16 protein-coding genes and 1 pseudogene are annotated in these 18759 nt (G+C 71.9%); 10 read left to right on the forward strand and 7 right to left on the reverse strand.

All coding sequences use genetic code 11. The features are described from left to right. Positions 1–77: 77 nt before the first annotated feature. The 3 genes from dprA to ACX27O_RS13190 are packed head-to-tail and all read right to left on the reverse strand — an operon-like array spanning position 78 to position 3199. Complete coding sequence (gene dprA, locus ACX27O_RS13180; RefSeq protein ID WP_374224299.1) at positions 78–1379, reverse strand: DNA-processing protein DprA; 1302 nt, start codon at positions 1377–1379, stop codon at positions 78–80. Further along, positions 1289–2809 (reverse strand): YifB family Mg chelatase-like AAA ATPase, encoded by a 1521-nt coding sequence (locus tag ACX27O_RS13185; protein WP_030335204.1) that lies wholly within the window; start codon positions 2807–2809, stop codon positions 1289–1291. The genes dprA and ACX27O_RS13185 overlap by 91 nt, the downstream gene beginning before the upstream one ends. 30 nt (positions 2810–2839) lie before the next feature. Further along, a complete protein-coding gene (locus tag ACX27O_RS13190; RefSeq protein WP_030335202.1) occupies positions 2840–3199 on the reverse strand; it encodes a YraN family protein in 360 nt (119 codons plus the stop codon). A 194-nt stretch (positions 3200–3393) separates the two neighbouring features. On the opposite strand from ACX27O_RS13190, the pseudogene ACX27O_RS13195 reads away from it, so the two are divergent. From ACX27O_RS13195 to frr, 5 genes and pseudogenes are all read left to right on the forward strand, one after another. Continuing rightward, positions 3394–4492, forward strand: a pseudogene (locus ACX27O_RS13195) (hypothetical protein). A gap of 407 nt (positions 4493–4899) precedes the next feature. Continuing rightward, positions 4900–5802, forward strand: a complete 903-nt coding sequence (rpsB, locus tag ACX27O_RS13200; RefSeq protein WP_030335200.1) for a 30S ribosomal protein S2 — start codon at positions 4900–4902, stop codon at positions 5800–5802. Positions 5803–5936: 134 nt separating this feature from the next. Next, entirely contained in the window at positions 5937–6764 is an 828-nt protein-coding gene (tsf, locus tag ACX27O_RS13205; protein WP_030335198.1) for a translation elongation factor Ts, read from the forward strand. A 161-nt stretch (positions 6765–6925) separates the two neighbouring features. After that, a complete protein-coding gene (pyrH, locus tag ACX27O_RS13210) occupies positions 6926–7693 on the forward strand; it encodes a UMP kinase (protein WP_030335195.1) in 768 nt (255 codons plus the stop codon). 79 nt (positions 7694–7772) lie between these two features. Further along, the gene (frr, locus tag ACX27O_RS13215; RefSeq protein WP_030335193.1) at positions 7773–8330 is read left to right on the forward strand and encodes a ribosome recycling factor; all 558 of its coding nucleotides are present in this window, start codon (positions 7773–7775) and stop codon (positions 8328–8330) included. 52 nt (positions 8331–8382) lie between these two features. On the opposite strand, the gene ACX27O_RS13220 is transcribed toward frr, so the two are convergent. After that, positions 8383–8826 (reverse strand): hypothetical protein, encoded by a 444-nt coding sequence (locus ACX27O_RS13220; RefSeq protein WP_030335190.1) that lies wholly within the window; start codon positions 8824–8826, stop codon positions 8383–8385. A gap of 381 nt (positions 8827–9207) precedes the next feature. Here ACX27O_RS13220 and ACX27O_RS13225 point away from each other — a divergent pair, with 381 nt between their 5' ends. From ACX27O_RS13225 to ACX27O_RS13235, 3 genes are all read left to right on the forward strand, one after another. Next, the gene (locus ACX27O_RS13225; protein ID WP_458939502.1) at positions 9208–10578 is read left to right on the forward strand and encodes a phosphatidate cytidylyltransferase; all 1371 of its coding nucleotides are present in this window, start codon (positions 9208–9210) and stop codon (positions 10576–10578) included. A gap of 104 nt (positions 10579–10682) precedes the next feature. Beyond that, the gene (gene rlmN, locus ACX27O_RS13230) at positions 10683–11840 is read left to right on the forward strand and encodes a dual-specificity RNA methyltransferase RlmN (RefSeq protein WP_030335187.1); all 1158 of its coding nucleotides are present in this window, start codon (positions 10683–10685) and stop codon (positions 11838–11840) included. A gap of 31 nt (positions 11841–11871) precedes the next feature. After that, positions 11872–13020, forward strand: a complete 1149-nt coding sequence (locus tag ACX27O_RS13235) for a DivIVA domain-containing protein (protein ID WP_458939503.1) — start codon at positions 11872–11874, stop codon at positions 13018–13020. Positions 13021–13104: 84 nt separating this feature from the next. Here ACX27O_RS13235 and ACX27O_RS13240 read toward each other — a convergent pair whose 3' ends face one another. Beyond that, entirely contained in the window at positions 13105–13326 is a 222-nt protein-coding gene (locus ACX27O_RS13240) for a DUF2631 domain-containing protein (RefSeq protein ID WP_036412111.1), read from the reverse strand. 270 nt (positions 13327–13596) lie between these two features. Between ACX27O_RS13240 and ACX27O_RS13245 the strand changes: the two genes are divergently transcribed. Then, positions 13597–15177, forward strand: a complete 1581-nt coding sequence (locus ACX27O_RS13245) for a Rieske 2Fe-2S domain-containing protein (protein WP_210857591.1) — start codon at positions 13597–13599, stop codon at positions 15175–15177. Positions 15178–15283: 106 nt separating this feature from the next. Here ACX27O_RS13245 and ACX27O_RS13250 read toward each other — a convergent pair whose 3' ends face one another. Both ACX27O_RS13250 and ACX27O_RS13255 read right to left on the reverse strand, forming a co-directional pair. After that, entirely contained in the window at positions 15284–16879 is a 1596-nt protein-coding gene (locus tag ACX27O_RS13250; RefSeq protein ID WP_458939504.1) for a phytoene desaturase family protein, read from the reverse strand. A gap of 83 nt (positions 16880–16962) precedes the next feature. Continuing rightward, positions 16963–17793, reverse strand: coding sequence for a YhjD/YihY/BrkB family envelope integrity protein (locus ACX27O_RS13255; protein WP_030335179.1), 831 nt, complete (start codon positions 17791–17793; stop codon positions 16963–16965). Positions 17794–17844: 51 nt separating this feature from the next. On the opposite strand from ACX27O_RS13255, the gene ACX27O_RS13260 reads away from it, so the two are divergent. Then, the gene (locus ACX27O_RS13260; RefSeq protein WP_030335177.1) at positions 17845–18396 is read left to right on the forward strand and encodes a GNAT family N-acetyltransferase; all 552 of its coding nucleotides are present in this window, start codon (positions 17845–17847) and stop codon (positions 18394–18396) included. The last annotated feature ends 363 nt before the right edge of the window (positions 18397–18759 follow it).

The raw sequence follows: 18759 nt of genomic DNA on the forward strand, positions 1-18759 counted from the left end.
CCGGGGTCCCGAGCAGGAGGGTGTGCGGGCATCCGGCGACCACCGCACCGGACGAGCCGCGTCGCACCCGCTCAGCCTCACGGCGGGCCTGACGTCTCCGATGTCGCCGCCCGCTTGGACTTCGCGGGCGGGGCGAGGGCGTAGCCGTCCTCGCGACGGACCACCATGGACAGCTCCTCCAGCAGTGACAGCTTGCGCAGCGCGGTCCGTACGTCGACACCGGCGCGGGCGGAGAGCCGGTCCACGCCCATCGCGCTCCGGCGGGGCAGCGCCTCCAGTAGCGAACGCGCGTCGTCGTCGAGCGTGTCGGCGGCCCGCTGCGGCCCGCGTGCCAACGGGGCCAGGTCCGCGCCGATCCGGCCCACCTCCTCCAGCACGTGCGCCACCCCGGCGACCAGCCGGGCCTTGCCGGGGAACTCGCGCAGGAACTCGTGTGCGCCGACGGACATCGCCGAGGTCACCGGCCCCGGCACCACCATGGTCACCCGATTGGCGTGGAGGGCTCGCCGCGCGGTCTGCGTCGCGCCGCTGCGCGCCGAGGCCTCCACCACGACGGTGCCCCGGGTGCCGACGGCGATCACCCGGTTGCGGATCAGGAACCGGGGTCGCAGCGGCTCGGCACCCGGGGGCCACTCGCTGACCAGCAGACCCGTCTCGGCGATCCGGTCGAAGAGCGCGGCGTTGCCCATCGGGTACGGGCGGTCGAGCCCGCAGGCGAGCACCGCGACGGTCAGACCGCCAGCGGTGAGGGCGCCCCGGTGGGCGGCGGCGTCGATGCCGAACGCGCCACCGGACACGACAGTCCAGTCCCGCTCCGCCAACCCGTACCCCAGCTCGGTCGCGACGTGCTGCCCGTAGCCGGTGGCGGCCCGGGCCCCCACCACCGCCACCGAGCGGTCCAGGGCTTCGGAGAGTGGCCAGCTTCCGCGTACCCAGAAGCACAGCGGCGGGGCGGTCTCGGCGTCCACCCGGCGGCTGACGTCCGGCAGCCGCAACGTGGTCAGGCCGGCGACCGGGGTCGGCCACTCCTCGTCGTCCGGGGTGACCAGCCGGGCGCCCAGTCGGTCCGCCCGTTCCAGAGCCTCGGCCGCCACCGCCCGCGCGTCGCCGGCCGCCGAGCGTGCGGCGACGGTGGTGTGCAGCCAGCCGTCCGGGCTGCCGCCGTCGAGCAGCAGATCCAGGGTCGCCACCGGGCCGTGGCGTTCGACCAGCCGGTGCACGGCGCGCGTGCCCGGCTCCGCCAACCAGGTCAGGGCGACCCGGGCCAACCTGCGTTCATCCTCGGCGTTCACGCCGCCTCCCCCGTCCGTAGTTGCAGGGCTTCCCGGACGTCGTCCTGGTCCGGTCGGTCGCGGCCGTCCAGATCGGCGATGGTCCAGGCCATCCGGATCACCCGGTCGAAGCCGCGCGCCGACAGCGAGCCGGAGTCGAGCCGGCCACGCAGCTCGACGGTGACCCGGGCCGGCAGTCGCCACGGCGGTCTGCGCAGGTACGGGCCGTCCACCTCGGCGTTGAGCCGCCGGCCGAGGTCGGCCCAGCGATCGGCCGCCGCCTGCCGGGCCGCCGCCACCCGGGTGGCGACCGTCGCCGACGGCTCGACGCCACCGTCGGTCGCCATCAGCTCGGCCGCCCGTACCGGCATCAGTCGCACCTGGACATCGATCCGGTCGAGCAGCGGACCGGACAGTTTACCCAGGTAGCGGCGGCGGACCAGCGGCGAGCACTCGCAGTGCGCGTCACCGGCCGGCTTCGCGCACGGACACGGGTTGGCCGCCAGCACCAACTGGGTGCGCGCCGGATACACGGTGCCGCCCCCGCTGCGGCTCAACTGGATCCGGCCGTGCTCCAGCGGCTGGCGCAGCGCCTCCAGCGCGCCCTTGCTGAATTCGGGAGCCTCATCCAGGAACAGCACCCCGCGATGCGCCAGCGACACCGCGCCGGGCCGGGCCAGCCCCGAGCCGCCACCGACCAGCGACGGTACGGTCGCGGTGTGGTGCGGCGCCTGGAACGGCGGGCGCCGCAGCAGGCGACCGCCGGGCGGCAGCAGCCCGGCGACCGAGTGCAACGCGGTGACCTCCAGCGCCGCGTCGTCGTCCAGCTCCGGCAGGATGGACGGCAACCGTTCGGCGAGCATCGTCTTGCCGGCGCCTGGCGGGCCGAGCAGCGCCACGTGGTGTCCGCCGGCAGCGGCGACCTCCAGGGCCCGCCGACCCAGCTGCTGCCCGGCGACCTCGGCGAGATCCGGTCCGTCGGCCGCGGGTGCGGGGATGTCCGCCGGTGGCTCGATCAGTGGGGTCCCGTCGCGAACGAAGGCGACGAGCCGGTGCAGGGTGTCCACCGCGCGCACCCGTACGCCGGGGATGACGGCGGCCTCGGCCGCGTTGCCGACCGGGACGATCACCCGCGTGACGCCGGCCCGGGCCGCGGCGGCGACCATCGGGAGGACGCCGCGTACGGGCCGGACCGTCCCGTCGAGCCCCAGCTCACCGAGGACCACCACCCCCTCCAGGGGAAGCAGCGGCAGCTCACCCGAGCCGCCCAGCAGCGCGGCGGCGATGGCCAGATCGAAGGCCGAGCCGAACTTGGGCAGCGTGGCGGGGAGCAGGTTGAGGGTGATCCGCCGGTTGGGCCAGCGCTGGCCGGAGTTGACCACGGCGGCGCGGACCCGGTCACGGGCCTCGTGCAGGGCGGTGTCCGGCAGACCCGAGATCACCACCGCCGGCAGGCCGGCGGCCAGGTCGGCCTCCACCTCGACGAGGTGGCCGGTCACCCCGACCAGCCCCACGCAGAGCACCTTCGCGTAGCTCACGGTGCGTCACCGATCCTCCGGGCGCGCATGTCAGAACGCGCCCTTGAGGTGGTCGACCTGCGCCGGCCCGGCGTCGGGCAGCAGCACGGACAGCACGTCGAAACGCACCTCCTCGGCGGTCGTACCGGTTTCGGTCAGCCACCGCGCGGCGAGCCCACGCAGCCGGCGGGCCTTGGCCGGCACGACCGCCTCGGCCGGGCTGCCGAAGCCGTCACCCCGGCGGGTCTTCACCTCGCAGAAGGCGAGCACCGGCCCGTCCCACGCGATGATGTCGATCTCCCCGGCCGGGCAGCGCCAGTTGTGGGCGATCGGGCGCAACCCCGCCTCGGTCAGGTGCCGAGCCGCGCACCGCTCGCCGTACGCGCCAACCGCCTGGTTCCGCTTCGTCATGGCCGGCACGGTGCCCGCCGGAGGACGATCGCCGCGACCCGGCGGCGGCCCCGCTGTGGACAACGGGTGTGCTGTGGACAGTCAAACGATCATGCCCACGCTGTGCTAGCGGCGTCGCCGACCTGTTTTCACCAGCCGGTCACCATTCGTACCCCGGGGCACGGCTGATCGGCGGCGCGGACGGCTGGGCTGAAATGGCGCGGGCGTGGCCGGTCGCATACGGTGCCTGACGTGGACGGACGACGGAGTTTTCCGGAAGATCAGGAGTCGCGCTGGTACCCCGACGAGCGGGGTCGCGGTTACGGCGAGTCGGAGTGGCGCGGCGCGGGCGAACCGCGGTACCGGGACGGCGAGATTCCCGAGCAGCGTGGCGCGGAGGACATCCGATCCGTCGAGGACACCGGTGTCGGCCGCCGCCGAGAGTCGGACTCGGGGCGTTTCGGCGCGGTGGACGCGAGCCGTTTCGGCGGTACGCCGGAGCCGGACCCGGGTCGCCTGGGCGCCGTGGACCAGGGCCGTTTCGCCACCCCGGAGCGGGACTCCGGCCGCTTCCCGGCGGTCGACGCCCAGTCCGGGCGGTTCGGGGCGGTGGAGAACGACTCCGGACGCTTCGGTGCGGTGGACCCCCTCGGTGACGCCCGGCCCGAGGCCGACGGATACCGGGCGACCCGTTCGCGCAGGGCGGACCGGGACCCCTCGGAGGTCTCGGGTGAGCTGCCCGGTCGTCGGGCCGCCCGGGAACCGGCCGCCGTCGAGACCCCGCTGGCGAACGTCACGTCGGAGACCGCCCGCGACACCACGTCGCCGGCCAGCGTGCTCGCTGACCAGGCTCGTCCCGCCCCGCTCACTGCGTACCCGATCATCGAGCCGACCCGGGGTGGCGGCGAGCCGCCGCACCCGCTGGAGATGCCGACCGGCCCGATGCCGGGGATCGGCCCCCGACCCGACCTGCCCGCTGCCGAGCCGCCGCTGTACCCGCCGGCCGCCGACGGCGTCTACCGGACCCGCCGACCGGTGCTGGCCGTACTCTTCGCCCTGCTGGTGTTGATCTTCGAGGTCCCCGCGCTGCGGGTGCTGCTCGCGGGCGTGACCGGCGACCCGGTGGACGCCGGGAACGTCGTGGTGGGCATCGCCCTGGTCGCCGGCCTGCCGATCTTCGCGACCGGGCTGTACGGGCTCCGAACCGGAGGTCTGGCGCTCTCCGACAACGGTCGCGGCTGGCTCCGCCCGCCGACGGCCTACCTGACCGTCGGTCTGGTGCTCTTCGTGGCCGCCGCGCTCGCCGCCGGCTGACCCGGCCCTGCCTCGCCGCCGGCTGACCGGCCGCGCTCGCCGCCGGCTGGCGGCTCGCGTGCGGCCAGAGACGCACAACAACCTGGAAATAGTGGCCTCTGGCGACGCGGAGGCCACTATTTCCAGGAACCAGCGCGATCTTCCCGCAACTCGGGCGATGGGGCGGGAGCCCGGGGCGGCGCCCCGCGCGCACCCCGGGGCGGCTGAACGGGTGAAGGGCGTACACTGGCCAACTGGCGACCGCCTCGTGCGGTCGACCTCGCGCGCCCTCTTCACGAATCGTCGTGGAGCGACGGCCTCCCTGGTCCCGATCTTGATCGGGCCCACCATGGGTCGGCGACCAGGCGCCAGGACGCCCGGCCACCGGTCGGGCGTGACAACCAGGGACCTTGAGGAGTACCCCAACCATGGCCGTCGTGACCATGCGTCAGCTGCTGGAGAGCGGTGTCCACTTCGGGCACCAGACCCGGCGCTGGAACCCGAAGATGAAGCGCTTCATCATGACCGAGCGCAACGGCATCTACATCATCGACCTGCGCCAGACCCTCGAGTACATCGAGAAGGCGTACGAGTTCGTGCGTGGGACCGTCGCCGAGGGTGGCAGCATCCTGTTCGTCGGCACCAAGAAGCAGGCCCAGGAGGCGATCGCCGAGCAGGCGACCCGGGTCGGCCAGCCGTACGTCAACCACCGCTGGCTCGGTGGCATGCTGACCAACTTCCAGACCGTGTACAAGCGGCTGCAGCGGATGAAGGAGCTGGAGGGTCTGGGTGACCTGAGCGGCACCGCCGCCGGTTACACCAAGAAGGAGACCCTGCAGCTCTCCCGCGAGAAGATCAAGCTGACCCGCACCCTCGGTGGCCTGCGGGACATGCAGAAGCTTCCCGCCGCGGTGTGGATCGTCGACACCAAGAAGGAGCACATCGCCGTCGACGAGGCCCGCAAGCTGGGCATCCCGGTCATCGCGGTGCTGGACACCAACTGCGACCCGGACGAGGTCGACTTCCCGATCCCGGGTAACGACGACGCGATCCGCTCGGCCGAGCTGCTGACCAAGGTCGTCGCCGCCGCCGTCGCGGATGGTCTGATCGCGCGTTCCGGCCGTCGCCGGGGCAACGACGAGAAGCCCGAGGGCGTCGCGAGCGACGAGCCGCTGACCGAGTGGGAGCGCGAGCTGCTCGAGCCGAAGAAGGCCGACGAGTCGGCCGCTCCGGCCGAGCAGCCCGCCGCTGCCGCCGCCGAGCAGCCCGCCACCCCGGAGCAGCCGGCGCAGGCCGCCACCGAGCAGCCGGCGACCGCCACCGCGGAGTGATCGCACCGTCGCTGCCCGGCCGTCCGTTTTCGCGGACGGCGGGCAGCGACGGTACGCCGGGCACGATCCGCCCGGATCCGGGTAACCGGCACCTCTGACCATCCACACGCCGTCTCAACACCGAAGAGAGAGCCATGTCCCAAATCACCGCCGCGGACGTCAAGAAGCTCCGCGACCTCACCGGCGCCGGCATGATGGACAGCAAGAAGGCGCTGACCGAGGCCGAGGGCGACTTCGACAAGGCCGTCGAGATCCTGCGCGTCAAGGGCGCCAAGGACGTCGGCAAGCGGGCCGGCCGTACGGCCGCGAACGGCCTGGTCGCCCACTCCGGCAAGTCGCTGCTCGAGCTCAACTGCGAGACCGACTTCGTCGCCAAGACCGACTCGTTCATCGCGCTGGCCCAGCAGCTGGTCGAGCACGGTGACCGCTCCGGCGTGAACTCCGCCGAGGAGCTGCTCGCCACCGAGCTCGACGGCAAGGTCGTCGCGGACCTGATCCAGGAGCAGTCCGCCAAGATCGGCGAGAAGCTGGTGCTCAACCGGTTCGCCCGGGTCGAGGGCACCATCGCCATCTACCTGCACCGCAAGGCCCAGGACCTGCCGCCGGCCGTCGGCGTGCTGGTGTCGTACACCGGCAAGAGCGACGAGGCCGGCGACGCCGACGCCCGTGGTGTGGCCATGCAGATCGCCGCGATGCGGCCGAAGTACCTCACCCGGGACGAGGTTCCGGCGGAGGTCGTCGAGTCCGAGCGGCGCATCGCCGAGCAGACCGCCCGCGAGGAGAACAAGCCCGAGGCGGCCCTGCCGAAGATCGTCGAGGGTCGGGTGAACTCCTTCTTCAAGGACTTCGTCCTGGTCGAGCAGGCGTCGGTGGCCGACAACAAGAAGTCGGTGAAGCAGCTGCTGGCCGAGGCCGGCATCGAGGTCACCCGCTTCGTGCGGTTCGAGGTCGGCCAGGCCTGAGCCGCCACCGGGCGCCGCGCGCGCCCGTGGGCAGAAGACGTCAACGAGGAGGCCGCCGGTGTACGTGACAGGCACCGCGGCCTCCTCGTCACATAGGGTCGGCAGCGGCAGGTTCGCGGTACGCGCCGCACGGGGTGTGCGCGTGGGGAAGGGCGGGGCGGATGACGCAGGTTGTGAGTGACCGGACGCTGGAGCTGGACGATCCGACGGCACCGCCGCCGGGGCGTGCCCGCCGGGTGGTGCTGAAGCTCTCCGGTGAGGTCTTCGGTGGCGGCGCGATCGGCGTCGACCCGGACGTCGTCCAGGCCATCGCCCGGCAGATCGCCACAGTGGTCCGCCGCGGCGTGCAGGTCTCCGTGGTGGTCGGCGGGGGCAACTTCTTCCGCGGCGCGGAGCTGCAGAAGCGTGGGATGGACCGGGCCCGCGCCGACTACATGGGCATGCTCGGCACCGTGATGAACTGCCTGGCCCTCCAGGACTTCCTGGAGAAGGAAGGCATCGAGACCCGGGTGCAGAGCGCCATCACGATGGCCCAGGTCGCCGAGCCGTACATCCCGCTGCGGGCCATCCGGCACCTGGAGAAGGGCCGCGTGGTCATCTTCGGCGCCGGCGCCGGGATGCCGTACTTCTCCACCGACACGGTGGCCGCCCAGCGGGCGCTGGAGATCCGGGCCGACGTGGTGCTGATGAGCAAGAACGGCGTGGACGGCGTCTACACCGCCGACCCACGGATCGACCCCACCGCCAGCAAGCTCGACTCGATCACCTTCTCCGAGGTGCTGCGCCGCAACCTGCGGGTGGCCGACGCGGCGGCGTTCAGCCTCTGCATGGAGAACGGCCTGCCGATGCTGGTCTTCGGCGCGCAGGGTGACGACACCATCATCCGCGCGGTGGGTGGCGACAAGATCGGCACCCTGATCACCGCCTGAGTCCCGCAGACGGCGACGGCAGCGGTCTGACGACTTTCAGCAGAGCCCACGACGAGCACAGAAGGAGGCGAGGAGACCGGTGATCGACGACACCCTCCTCGAGGCCGAGGAAAAGATGGACCGTGCGGTTGAGCACGCCAAGGAGGAGTTCGGCGCCATCCGTACCGGTCGCGCCAACGCCGCCATGTTCTCCAAGGTCATCATCGACTACTACGGCACGCCCACGCCGCTGACGCAGATGGCGTCCATCGCGGTCCCCGAGCCGCGGATGGCCGTCATCAAGCCGTACGACAACTCGCAGATCAACGCGATGGAGAAGGCGATCCGCGACTCGGACCTCGGGGTGAACCCGAACAACGAGGGCACCCAGCTGCGCATCCTGCTCCCGCAGATGACCGAGGAACGCCGCCGCGACATGATCAAGGTGGCTCGGCACAAGGGCGAAGAGGCCAAGGTGGCGATCCGCAACGTCCGCCGCCGTGGCAAGGAGGAGCTGGACCGGATCGTCAAGGACGGCGAGGCCGGCGAGGACGACGGCCGCCGCGCCGAGAAGGAACTCGACGACCTGACCCAGCGCTACGTGGCCACCATCGACGACCTGGTGAAGCACAAGGAAACCGAGCTGCTCGAGGTGTGACGCATGCTTCGAGGCCCGTTCCCGACGTCGGGAACGGGCCTCGTGTTGTCGGTCAGCAGGGAATCCAGACGGTCCTGGTGCGCTCGGCGAACTGCTCGCCGGTGTCGGCGTCCCGCAGCGAGAAGCGGGCGGTTGCCCGGCCGGGGTGCAGCGCCGGAGTGACGCGGGCGAACGCCATCGAGAGTTCGACGGTGCCGCCGTCACAGACGACCTCGCCGGCGCCGCGTCCCCCGGTGGCCCAGAGGGTCGGCAGGCCGTCCTGCACCAGCGACGCCGACATGAGGACGAAGCCGGCCGGGCAGTTGCGGGCGGTGGCGGTGACCGACGTTGCCGGGTACGTCACGCCCGGCTCGGCGGCGGGCGGCTCGAACGGGAACAGCTCGCTGGCGTGGCGGTCGATGGTGATCCGGGTCTGTGTCGTGCTGGCGGCTGCCGGTGACGCCGCTGCCAGGACCATGGCGGCCACGGTCAGCACCGCGAGACCGAACTTGTACATGTGAGTGCCCTTCCCCCGTGCGGACGCGCCGACGGGTGTCGGCGCCCCACCAGCGGACCACGCCCGCGGTGACGGCTCAGTAGTCGATCGAGCACCGGACGAGTCGGATCGACGGCTGCGGATCGCCTGTGGCCTGTCGTACCGGACGGCTGTGCGTCGCCGGGCACGGCCCGGCGGCGAGGGATGGGGTCGGTCGGCGTGCCTCGTCCGCCGTGCCGGTCCGGTGTGTGCAGTAGGCTCGGCAGGATTCCCGGCCACCGGGTGGTGAACACCGGGGATCGACCGACCGTCGGGGCGGTCAATCGGAGGAACATCGCACGTGTAGGGGATGCTTGTGGTCTTGCGTCATGTGGTGGTTCTCGTGCCGCGTCGCGGTGCGTGATGTCCCACCCCGACCCCTACGGCAGTGAGCCTCGCGGCTGGGACCGGCCGGAGCGCCCCGTGGCGCTGCCGTGGCCGGACCAGGAGCTGGAGGCCGGCCAATGGAGCCGCCGTCCGGCCGCCGGCCCCGAGCTGTACGCCGAGCCGCACGCCCGGCCGTACGCCGACCCGCGCCCCGCTGACCCGTACGACGAGCGTGGCCGCCCGGTCCGTCCGGACGACCGCTTCGACGACCGCGACCGGCATGTTCGGTTCGACGACCGGAACCAGCCCGACCGGTACGACGACCGGGGTCGTGGCGACCGGTACCTCGATCGTCTCCCCGCCGCTGGCGACGGGCCGCCCCGGTACGACGGCCCGGACCGTGGGCGCTTCGACGAGCCGGGCCGTGTCGATGGCCCTCCCGCCGCTGTCGACGACCCGGGGTACCCGACCGAGCTGCTCGAGCCCGTGCGGGCCGAGGTGGTGCCGGACGAGGCGCCGACGACCGGTCGGCGGCCGAAGGGGCGACGTCGGGCCAGCCTCGACCGACCGGCCACCCAGCAGGTGGGCACCGGGCGGGCCGGGCGCAACCTTCCCGCGGCGATCGGGGTGGGGCTCGGCCTCGGCGCGCTGATCGTGGTGCCGCTGGTCGTCTACCCGCTGGCGTTCCTGCCGGTGATCGCCGCCGCGGTCGCGGTCGGCATCTGGGAGATGGCCCGGGCGGTCCGGCGCAGCGGCGCGCACCCGCCGCTGGTGCCGTTGATCGCCGGTGGCGTGTTGACGGTGGGGCTGGCCTGGTTCGCCGGCCCGGACGCGCTCAGCCTGGGGCTGCTGGTCACGGTGCTGGGCACCATGATCTGGCGGTTGGGTGACGGGCCGGCCGGCTTCCAGCGGGATCTCACTGCGGCCACCCTGATCGCCGTCTACGTGCCGTTCCTGGCCGGGTTCGCGGCGTTGCTGGCGGCGGCCCCCGACGATGGCCCGCTGCGCATCCTGGCCACCCTGATCGGGGTGGTCCTCTCGGACACCGGTGGGTACGCGGCCGGGGTCTCCTTCGGCAAGCACCCGATGGCCCCGTCGATCAGCCCGAAGAAGTCCTGGGAGGGCTTCGCCGGCTCGGTCACCGCGGCGGCGGTGGGCAGCGCGTTGCTGCTGTGGCTGATGTTCGAGGTGGCCCCCTGGTGGGGTGCGCTGTTCGGGGTGGCCGTGTCCTGCGCGGCGGTCCTCGGCGACCTGGCCGAGTCGATGATCAAGCGGGATCTCGGCGTGAAGGACATGAGCAACCTGCTGCCCGGCCACGGCGGTCTGATGGACCGACTGGACTCGATCCTGTTCGCGGTGCCGACGGCCTACCTGCTGTTGGCGGTCCTCGTGCCGGTGGTGGGCTGAGGTATGAATCACGGCTACCCGGTCCTCCGGCTCCGGTGGTCGCGCCCCGTTCGACACCTCCGGACCGGCGCCCGCCGCCGACGGCGTGACACACTGGACCAGCCATGACGAGCCTGCCTTTGATCCCCGCCACCTCGGTCGCCCCCGCCGCGCGCCGGGCCTCCATGCCCCCTCAGCACCTCGCTGACCTGGACCTGGCCGGCCGCCAGGCGCTGGTTACCGGGTTGGGGGAGCCGGCCTTCCGCGCCAAGCAGGTCTCCAACCACTACTTCGGGCGGCTGGTCCGCGACCCGCAGGCGATGACCGATCTGCCCGCGGCGACCCGGGAACGGCTGGCCGACCAGTTGCTGCCGCCGTTGCTCACCCCGGTGCGCGAGTTGGCCTGCGACGACGGCGCCACCCGCAAGGCACTCTGGCGGCTGCACGACGGTGCGCTGGTGGAGAGCGTGCTGATGGGCTACCCGGACCGGGTGACCGTCTGCATCTCCAGCCAGGCGGGGTGTGGCATGGCCTGTCCGTTCTGCGCGACCGGCCAGGCGGGGCTGACCCGCAACCTGTCGACGGCGGAGATCGTCGACCAGGCGGTGTACATGGCCGGGGTGGCCGCCTCCGGCGTGGTGGCCGGCTCCCCGCCGAGGCTGTCGCGCGTCGTCTTCATGGGCATGGGCGAGCCGCTGGCCAACTACAACCGGGTGATCGCGGCGATCCGTCGGCTGGTCAGCCCGGCTCCGGAGGGGCTCGGTCTGTCCCAGCGGCACATCACCGTTTCCACGGTCGGCCTGGTTCCTGCCATCCGCCGACTGGCCAGCGAAGACCTCTCAGTGACCCTTGCGTTGTCGTTGCACGCGCCCGATGATGATCTGCGCGACGAACTCGTGCCGGTAAACCAGCGCTGGAAGGTAGCCGAGGTGCTGGACGCAGCGTGGGACTACGCCGCCCGGACGGGCCGCCGCGTGTCGATCGAGTACGCGATGATCAAGGACGTGAACGACCAGCCGTGGCGAGCCGACCTGCTCGGTCGGCTGCTGGCCGGCAAGTTGGCCCATGTGAACCTCATTCCGCTCAATCCGACGCCGGGCAGCCGCTGGGACGCGAGCCCGAAGCCGGTCGAGCGGGAGTTCGTCCGGCGGTTGCGCGAGGCCGGGGTGTCCACCACAGTTCGGGACACCCGGGGCCGCGAGATCGACGGCGCGTGTGGCCAGCTCGCCGCCGCCGAGGACAACGACACCTTCACCGACCGCGCCGGAGAGGCACCGGCGTGACCGGGCGTGGCGAACGAGACCAGGAGACATAGTGGCGAGTCAGGGTCAGCGTTTCCGGCGCAAGGCGCTCCGCCGGGGATACAAGGTCGACGAGGTGGATGCCTTCCTCGACCGGGTCGAGGCGACGCTCGACGGCCGACAGGTCGGCGCCCCGGTGGCCTCCCAGGAGGTTCACGACGTCGTCTTCCGGGTCCGCTTCAACGGCTATGACGAGTGGCAGGTCGACCTGCACCTGGATCGGGTCGAGCGGCAGCTGGCCGAGCTGGAGGAGCGCAACAGCGCCGGGCGCGGTGCCGACCCCCGGATGGGCCCACCGGACCGGATGGGGCCGCCGATGCGGGATGACCGGGGCATGGTTCCGCAGCCGATGCCGCCCCGGCCGATGCCCGCGCAGGCCGGCCCGCCCTACGGTCGCTACGACGAGCCGACCGGTGCCTTCGCCGGTGGGTACGATGCCCCTCGCGGCGGTGGTTACGACGCGCCACGTGGCCCGGCCGGCCCTCCGATGGGTCCTGGTGGCCCGATGGGCCCCGGTCCGATGGGCGGCCACGGCATGCCGCAGCGCGGCCTGCCCGCCGGCCCCAGTGGGTACGGCCCGGACGACCAGCGTGGGCCCGGTGGGTACGGCTCGGACGACCAGCGTGGCGGGTACGGCCCCGACGACCAGCGCGCGCCCGGCGGTTATCCGCCGCCGCCGGAGGAGCCGCGCTTCGACGGCTTCGAGGCCGGGCGGCACGGTCGCGCCGACATGACCGCCGAGATCCGGATGCCGGAGCGGGACCTGCGCGACATGCGCCGTGGTCCGGCCGGTCCGCCTCCGCTGCCGCAGCAGGGCATGGGTGGCCCGCCGATGGCCGGCCCGCCAGCGGTCGCCGGTCCGCCGATGGGTGGCCCGCCCATGGGTGGCCCCCCGATGGCTGGTCCGCCCGGCAGCGACCTGTACCGGGTCGACCAGATCCGCCGTAGTTTCCAGGTGCGCCGGTTCGGCAGCGGGTACGACCCCGACCAGGTGGACCGGTTCTTCGAGACGCTGCTCGGTGGCATGCAGCGGCGCAACCCGATGCCGGTCGACCCGAAGGACCTGGACACTCTCCGGTTCGGCCTGGTGCCGGGTGGCTACTTCGAGGCCGAGGTCGACGCCGCGCTCAAGGACGTGCAGGACATCCTCTTCGGGCGCTGACCCCGACGCGTACGGACGAGGGCCCGTCCCCCGGGTGGGGGCGGGCCCTCGGCGTTCTCGGCCGGCGTCCGGCGGTGGGTCGGGTCAGGAGCGCAGACCGCTGCGCCGCAGCACGATGTCGCCGATCACGATGATCAGCAGCAGCGCGGCCAGGCCGATCAGCCAGATGTCCTCGACCCTGCCCTCGTGGTTGCCGCAGATCATCGCCAGCAGCGCCAGTGCGGACAGCACGGCGCCGATCTGCCCGGCCTTGCGGTGCCCAGGCTTGTGCTGGTCTGGCGACGTTACCGGCTCGCTTCCTGCCACTGTCGGTCCTTCCCTCGCGATCGGATCTTTCGTTAGTCTGGCACGCCTTGCGTCAGGCCCGGCGCAGGGTCCGGCCAGTTGAGGGAACGGCATGACTCGCGGGGAGAGCCGGGAGCTGTCGAAGGCCGCCCACGGGGCGTGGGCGGCGAGGGGGCGGACGGCCTGTTGCGGGCGGGCCGAACGGCACTACCGGCGTCGCGGGGCGGTGGTCAGACTCGCTCCGGTAGCGTTTGGCGTACACCTGATTGTCTGTTTGAGGGGGACTGTGCGGTGCGAGTGACCGGAACCGGGCACGCCAGCATGCGGATCGACACGGCTGCGGGCAGCATCCTGTGCGACCCGTGGGTCAACCCGGCCTACTTCGCCTCGTGGTTCCCTTTCCCGGACAACTCGCTGCTGGACTGGGAGAGCCTGGGTCAGGTCGACTACCTGTACGTCTCCCACCTGCACCGGGACCACTTCGACGCGAAGCACCTGCGGGACTTCGTCTCCAAGGACGCCACCGTCCTGCTCCCCGAGTTCCCCACCTCGGAGATGGAGGACGAGTTCCGGGCGCTGGGCTTCACCAAGTTCCTGAAGGCGCCCAACGAGCAGGTGGTGGAGCTGCCCGGCGGCCTGAAGATCATGATTCAGGCGTTGACCAGCCCGACCGACGGGCCGATCGGCGACTCGTCGCTCTGGGTGGAGTACGACGGGGTGCGGCTGCTCAACCAGAACGACGCCCGTCCCACCGACCTGAGCGTCTTCGCCGAGTTGGGGCACGTGCACGCGCACCTGCTCCAGTTCTCCGGCGCGATCTGGTACCCGATGGTCTACGAGCTGCCGCAGGCGGCGAAGACCGCGTTCGGCAAGCAGAAGCGGGACCGGCAGTTCGACCGGACCTGGCGCTACATCGACGACCTGAAGGCGTCGCACGTCTTCCCGATCGCCGGCCCGCCGTGCTTCCTCGACGACGCCCTGTGGCAGTTCAACGACATCCACGGCGACGAGGGCAACATCTTCCCCGACCAGTCCGTCTTCCTGTCGGAGTACGCCAAGGTCGGCGGCACCAACGGGATCGTGCTGCTGCCGGGCAGCATCGCCGAGGTCACCACCGAGGGTGCGAGCACCACCCACCCGGTGCCGGTGCAGGAGTTCTTCGCGAACAAGGTCGCCCACCTGGAGGAGATGCGGGAGCGCAAGCGCCCGATCATCGAGGCGGAGAAGGCGTCCTGGCGGCACCCCGAGGTGGACGTGCTCGGGGAGATGAAGCGTCGGATCGAGCCGCTGCTGGACGAGTCGATCTACCTGGCCAAGGGGGTCGGCGGCCCGGTCCGCTTCGACCTGGTCGGCTACGACGGCGAGAGCGTCGAGTCGATCGTGGTGGACTTCCCGGGCAAGGAGGTCCGGCCGTACGCCGAGGAGAAGGTCCGCTACCGGTTCCGTACCGACCGGTCGCTGATCGAGCACCTGCTCTTCATCGACGAGGTGGACTGGGTCAACTCGCTCTTCCTGTCCTGCCGGTTCTCGGCGGCCCGCATCGGCCAGTACAACGAGTTCGTCTACGCGTTCTTCAAGTGCCTCTCCGAGGAGCGGCTGCAGTACGCCGAGGGCTGGTACGACGAGCACGAGCGCACCACCGACGCCGAGGACATCACGTTGGGCGACTGGGTGGTGCAGCGCCGCTGCCCGCACCTGAAGGCGGACCTGACCCGCTTCGGCATCGTCGAGGGTGACCAGCTCACCTGCCAGCTGCACGGCTGGCGCTTCGACCTGCCCAGCGGCCGTTGCCTGACGAGCGTCGGCCACAAGGTGCGCGCCCACCGCGTGGACGCCGAAACCCCCGCCCCCGCCGGCGAAGCAGTGATCTGACCCCCGGCCCTCACCCCACGGCCTGGTTGATCGTGAAGTTGTTGCCTGCCACGGCGGGGTGTGGTGGCGGTAACTTCATGATCAACGGCGCGACGGGCTGGGGGAGCTAGGTCGATAGGTCTTTGAGGATGCGGCGGGCGGCGTTGTGGCCGGCTGCGCCGATGACGCTGCCGGCCGGGTGGCAGCCGGCGCTGCCGGCGTACACGCCGTCGATGCCGGTGGCGTAGGGCATCCGGTCGGTGAACGAGACCGTGTTGTCGACGTGGTGGATGTGCCCGCCGGTGATGCCGAAGTGCTCCTCGATGCCGGGCGGCGGCAACGGCACCGCGTCGGCGATCAGGTCGGCGGTGCCGGGGGCGTACCGCTCGACGATCCCGATCAGCCGGTCGACGTAACCGGGCAGCGCCGCGTCCCAGGTGGTGCCGGCCAGCTCGTACGGGACCGACTGGACGAAGAGCGCCGACGAGTGGTGCCCGGCCGCGTCGGAGAGCGACGGGTCGACTGTGGTGTGCAGGTACCACTCGATGGTGGGCTCCGCCGGCAGCCGCCCGGCCTGCACGTCCGCCCACATCGCGCGCAGCGCGGTCATCGGCGACGCGTCCGCCCCGCCGACCAGTGACGCCGAACCGGGCAGCAGGTGGATGGTCGAACCGAACGGGCTCGGCGTACCGTCCGGCAGGCAGGAGAACCGGGGCAGCCCGGTGAGCGCCAGGTTGAGCTTGAGCGTGGTGCCGGGCCGGCGGACCGCCGCCATCCGTTCGCCGAGCCGCGCCGGGAGCGCGCCGTCGGGCAACAGCTCCATCAGCCGGTACGGGTCACACGCGCCGAGCACCACCCGGGCGGCGACCTCCCGACCGTCGGCCAGCACCACTCCGCTCGCCGCGCCGCCGTCCAGGGTGACCGCGCGTACCGGCGTACCGGTCCGGATCGTCGCGCCGGCGGCGCGCGCGGCCTCGGCGAACGTCCGCGAGACGGTGCCCATCCCACCTTCGGCGATCATCCAGGTACCGCCGGATCCGGGCAGCCGGCACATGTTGTGCACGAGGAAGTTGTGGCCGGTGCCGGGGTCGTCCGGGCCGGCGTTGAGCCCGGACAGGCCGTCGGTGACCGCGTACATGCTGACCAGCAGCTCGGAGCGGAACTCGAACCGGGCCAGGTAGTCGGCGACCGAGCCCCGCACAAGATCGACGAAGACCGCGCGCAGCGCCGGGCGGACGTACCTCTCGGCGGTTTCCTCGACGGTCAGCGGCTCGGCCAGCCAGGCCGGCGCGAGGTCCTCCCGCAGCGCGGCCAGCTCGGCCTGCATGGCGTCGTCGGCGGCCACGTCGGCGGGGGAGAAGAACTCGGCGAGCTGTGCCCGGGTGGCGGCGGTGTCAGTGCCGAAGAGCAGGTACGGCGAGCCGAGGCCGCCCGGGGTGGGGAGGAAGTAGTGCGGGTCGCGGCGCAGCACCGGAATCCGCACGTCGAGCGTGGCGAGCAGCTCCGGGGGCATCAGCCCGAGCAGGTACGAGCCGGTGGAGTGGCGCAGCCCCGGCACCTTCGGGAACGGGTTCTCGGTGCGGGTCGCGCCGCCGATCACGTCGGCGGCCTCCAACACGAGGACGTCCAGGCCGGCACGGGCCAGCAGGACCGCGGAGACCAGACCGTTGTGCCCGGCACCGACGATCACGACGTCGGCCCGAGCCGGAATCTCACTGCTCATGCCACCGCACCCTAGTCCGCACCCCCCACCCCCGTCCTCGCAGCCGGGGCAGCGCGGGGAGCAGCGCGGGTGATCAAGAGGGGTCAGCGGGTGGGTTTGGTGCGCCAGTGGGAGAGGGCCAGGGTGGCGGAGTAGCCGGCCAGGACGATCACGTGGAACAGGTAGAGCCAGAGGAGTACGGCCACCCCCGCGCCGATCTCGTCGAAGCCGCCGAACGGCACCCCCAGATCCAGCGGGAGCGAGGCGAAGAGGACGAAGCCGTGCATGAAGCCGGAGAGGTTCGCCGCCGTGAACGACCCGATCCCGAGGGTGGAGAGCCAGTCCGGTGAGGCCGGCCCGACGACCCGGAACACCCACACCAGCACCGGCGTGAGCACCAGCCAGACCCCCAGGAACGACAGCACCACGCCCAGCACACCGAGCCAACCGCCCTGGCGTACGAGGCGGGTGGTGAGCGGGAGCGCCAGCAGGATCGACAGCAGCAGTGCGGGGGCCGGCGCGAGCAGTGGCAGCAGCAGGAGCCGGCCCCGCCAACCGACCAGGTGCTCGTCGGAGCGGGGCGCGGCCACCGAAACGAACGCCCGGCGCAGACCCTCGCCGTACAGCGAGGCGGGCAGCAGGGAGGCCAGCGCGAGCAGCGGGGTCAGCTCCACCCCGGCGTTGACGAGCGCGTCCACCGCCCGGGGCGCGCCGATCGCGGTGGGCAGGGCCTCCACGGCGTACGAGGTGAGCCGGCGTACCCGGTCGGCCCCGGCCACCAGCGAGGTGAGCCAGATCGCCAGCAGGGCGACCGGCACCACGGCGATCGCCCCGTAGAAGGTGATCGCGGCGGCGTGCAGCGACAGGTCCCGTCCGCGCACCGGACGGAACGCGGCACTGGTGATCCGTTTCGTGCGCTGCCATCCGTTGCCCATCGGGTCCTCCTTCCCCATCGTTGGGGCCGTCACTCCTTAAGATCGCCGGTCATGACTGTTCTCACCACCGAACGCCTGATCCTGCGTGACTGGACCGACGATCCGGCCGATCTGGCCCGGATCTACGACATCTACTCCCGTCCGGAGATCACCCGCTGGTTGGCGGTGTCGCCGGGCCTGCCGATGACCGACCCGGCCCAGGCCGTCGAGCGGCTGCGCATCTGGCAGCACCGGCACGCGGCGGACGGGGGCCGGTACGGCACCTGGGCGATCGAGGTGCGCGAGACCGGCACGGTGGTGGGCACGGTGCTGCTCAAGCCGATGCCGGGACGGGACGAGGCGGTGCTGACCGAGGACATCGAGACGGGCTGGCACCTGCACCCGGACTCGTGGGGTCACGGGTACGCCACCGAGGCCGCTCGTGCGCTCGTCGCGCGGGAGTTCGCCGCCGGAACCCGGGAGATCTACGCGGTGGTGTCGCCGGGCAACGAGCCGTCGATGGCGGTGGCTCGGCGGCTGGGCATGGCGCACGTCGGTCAGCGCACCGACTGGTACGGCGGAGAGCTGTTGGAGACGTTCGTCCTGACGGCACCAGATGACTGATCGTTCCCGTACGACCTGACGCAAGATCCGCGCAACTTCGGGGAAGGTGTGGCCTCCAGTCGTCGGGAGGTCGCACCTTCCCCGAAATCGTGGGCAGGTCAGCAGGGACGACGGCCATCAGGGCAGACAACTCCGTCAATAATCACGGGTGTCGAAGTGTTGACGCTCCCGTAGCACGTCAGTAACCTTTGGGCCAAAGTAGCGCAAGATTTCGACAAAGACATGCACGGTTCTGCGCACAGCCTCGGAAGATTCAACGGGCCTCCTCGGGGGCCCGTTGATGGTCGTACCCATCTGGTGTTCCCAGGACGAGCGGCGCCCCCGCGCCGCCCGTGCCATCCCGTCTCTCTCGGCACCGGCCCA

The sequence above is a fragment of the Micromonospora sp. SD19 genome (genome assembly GCF_054462275.1).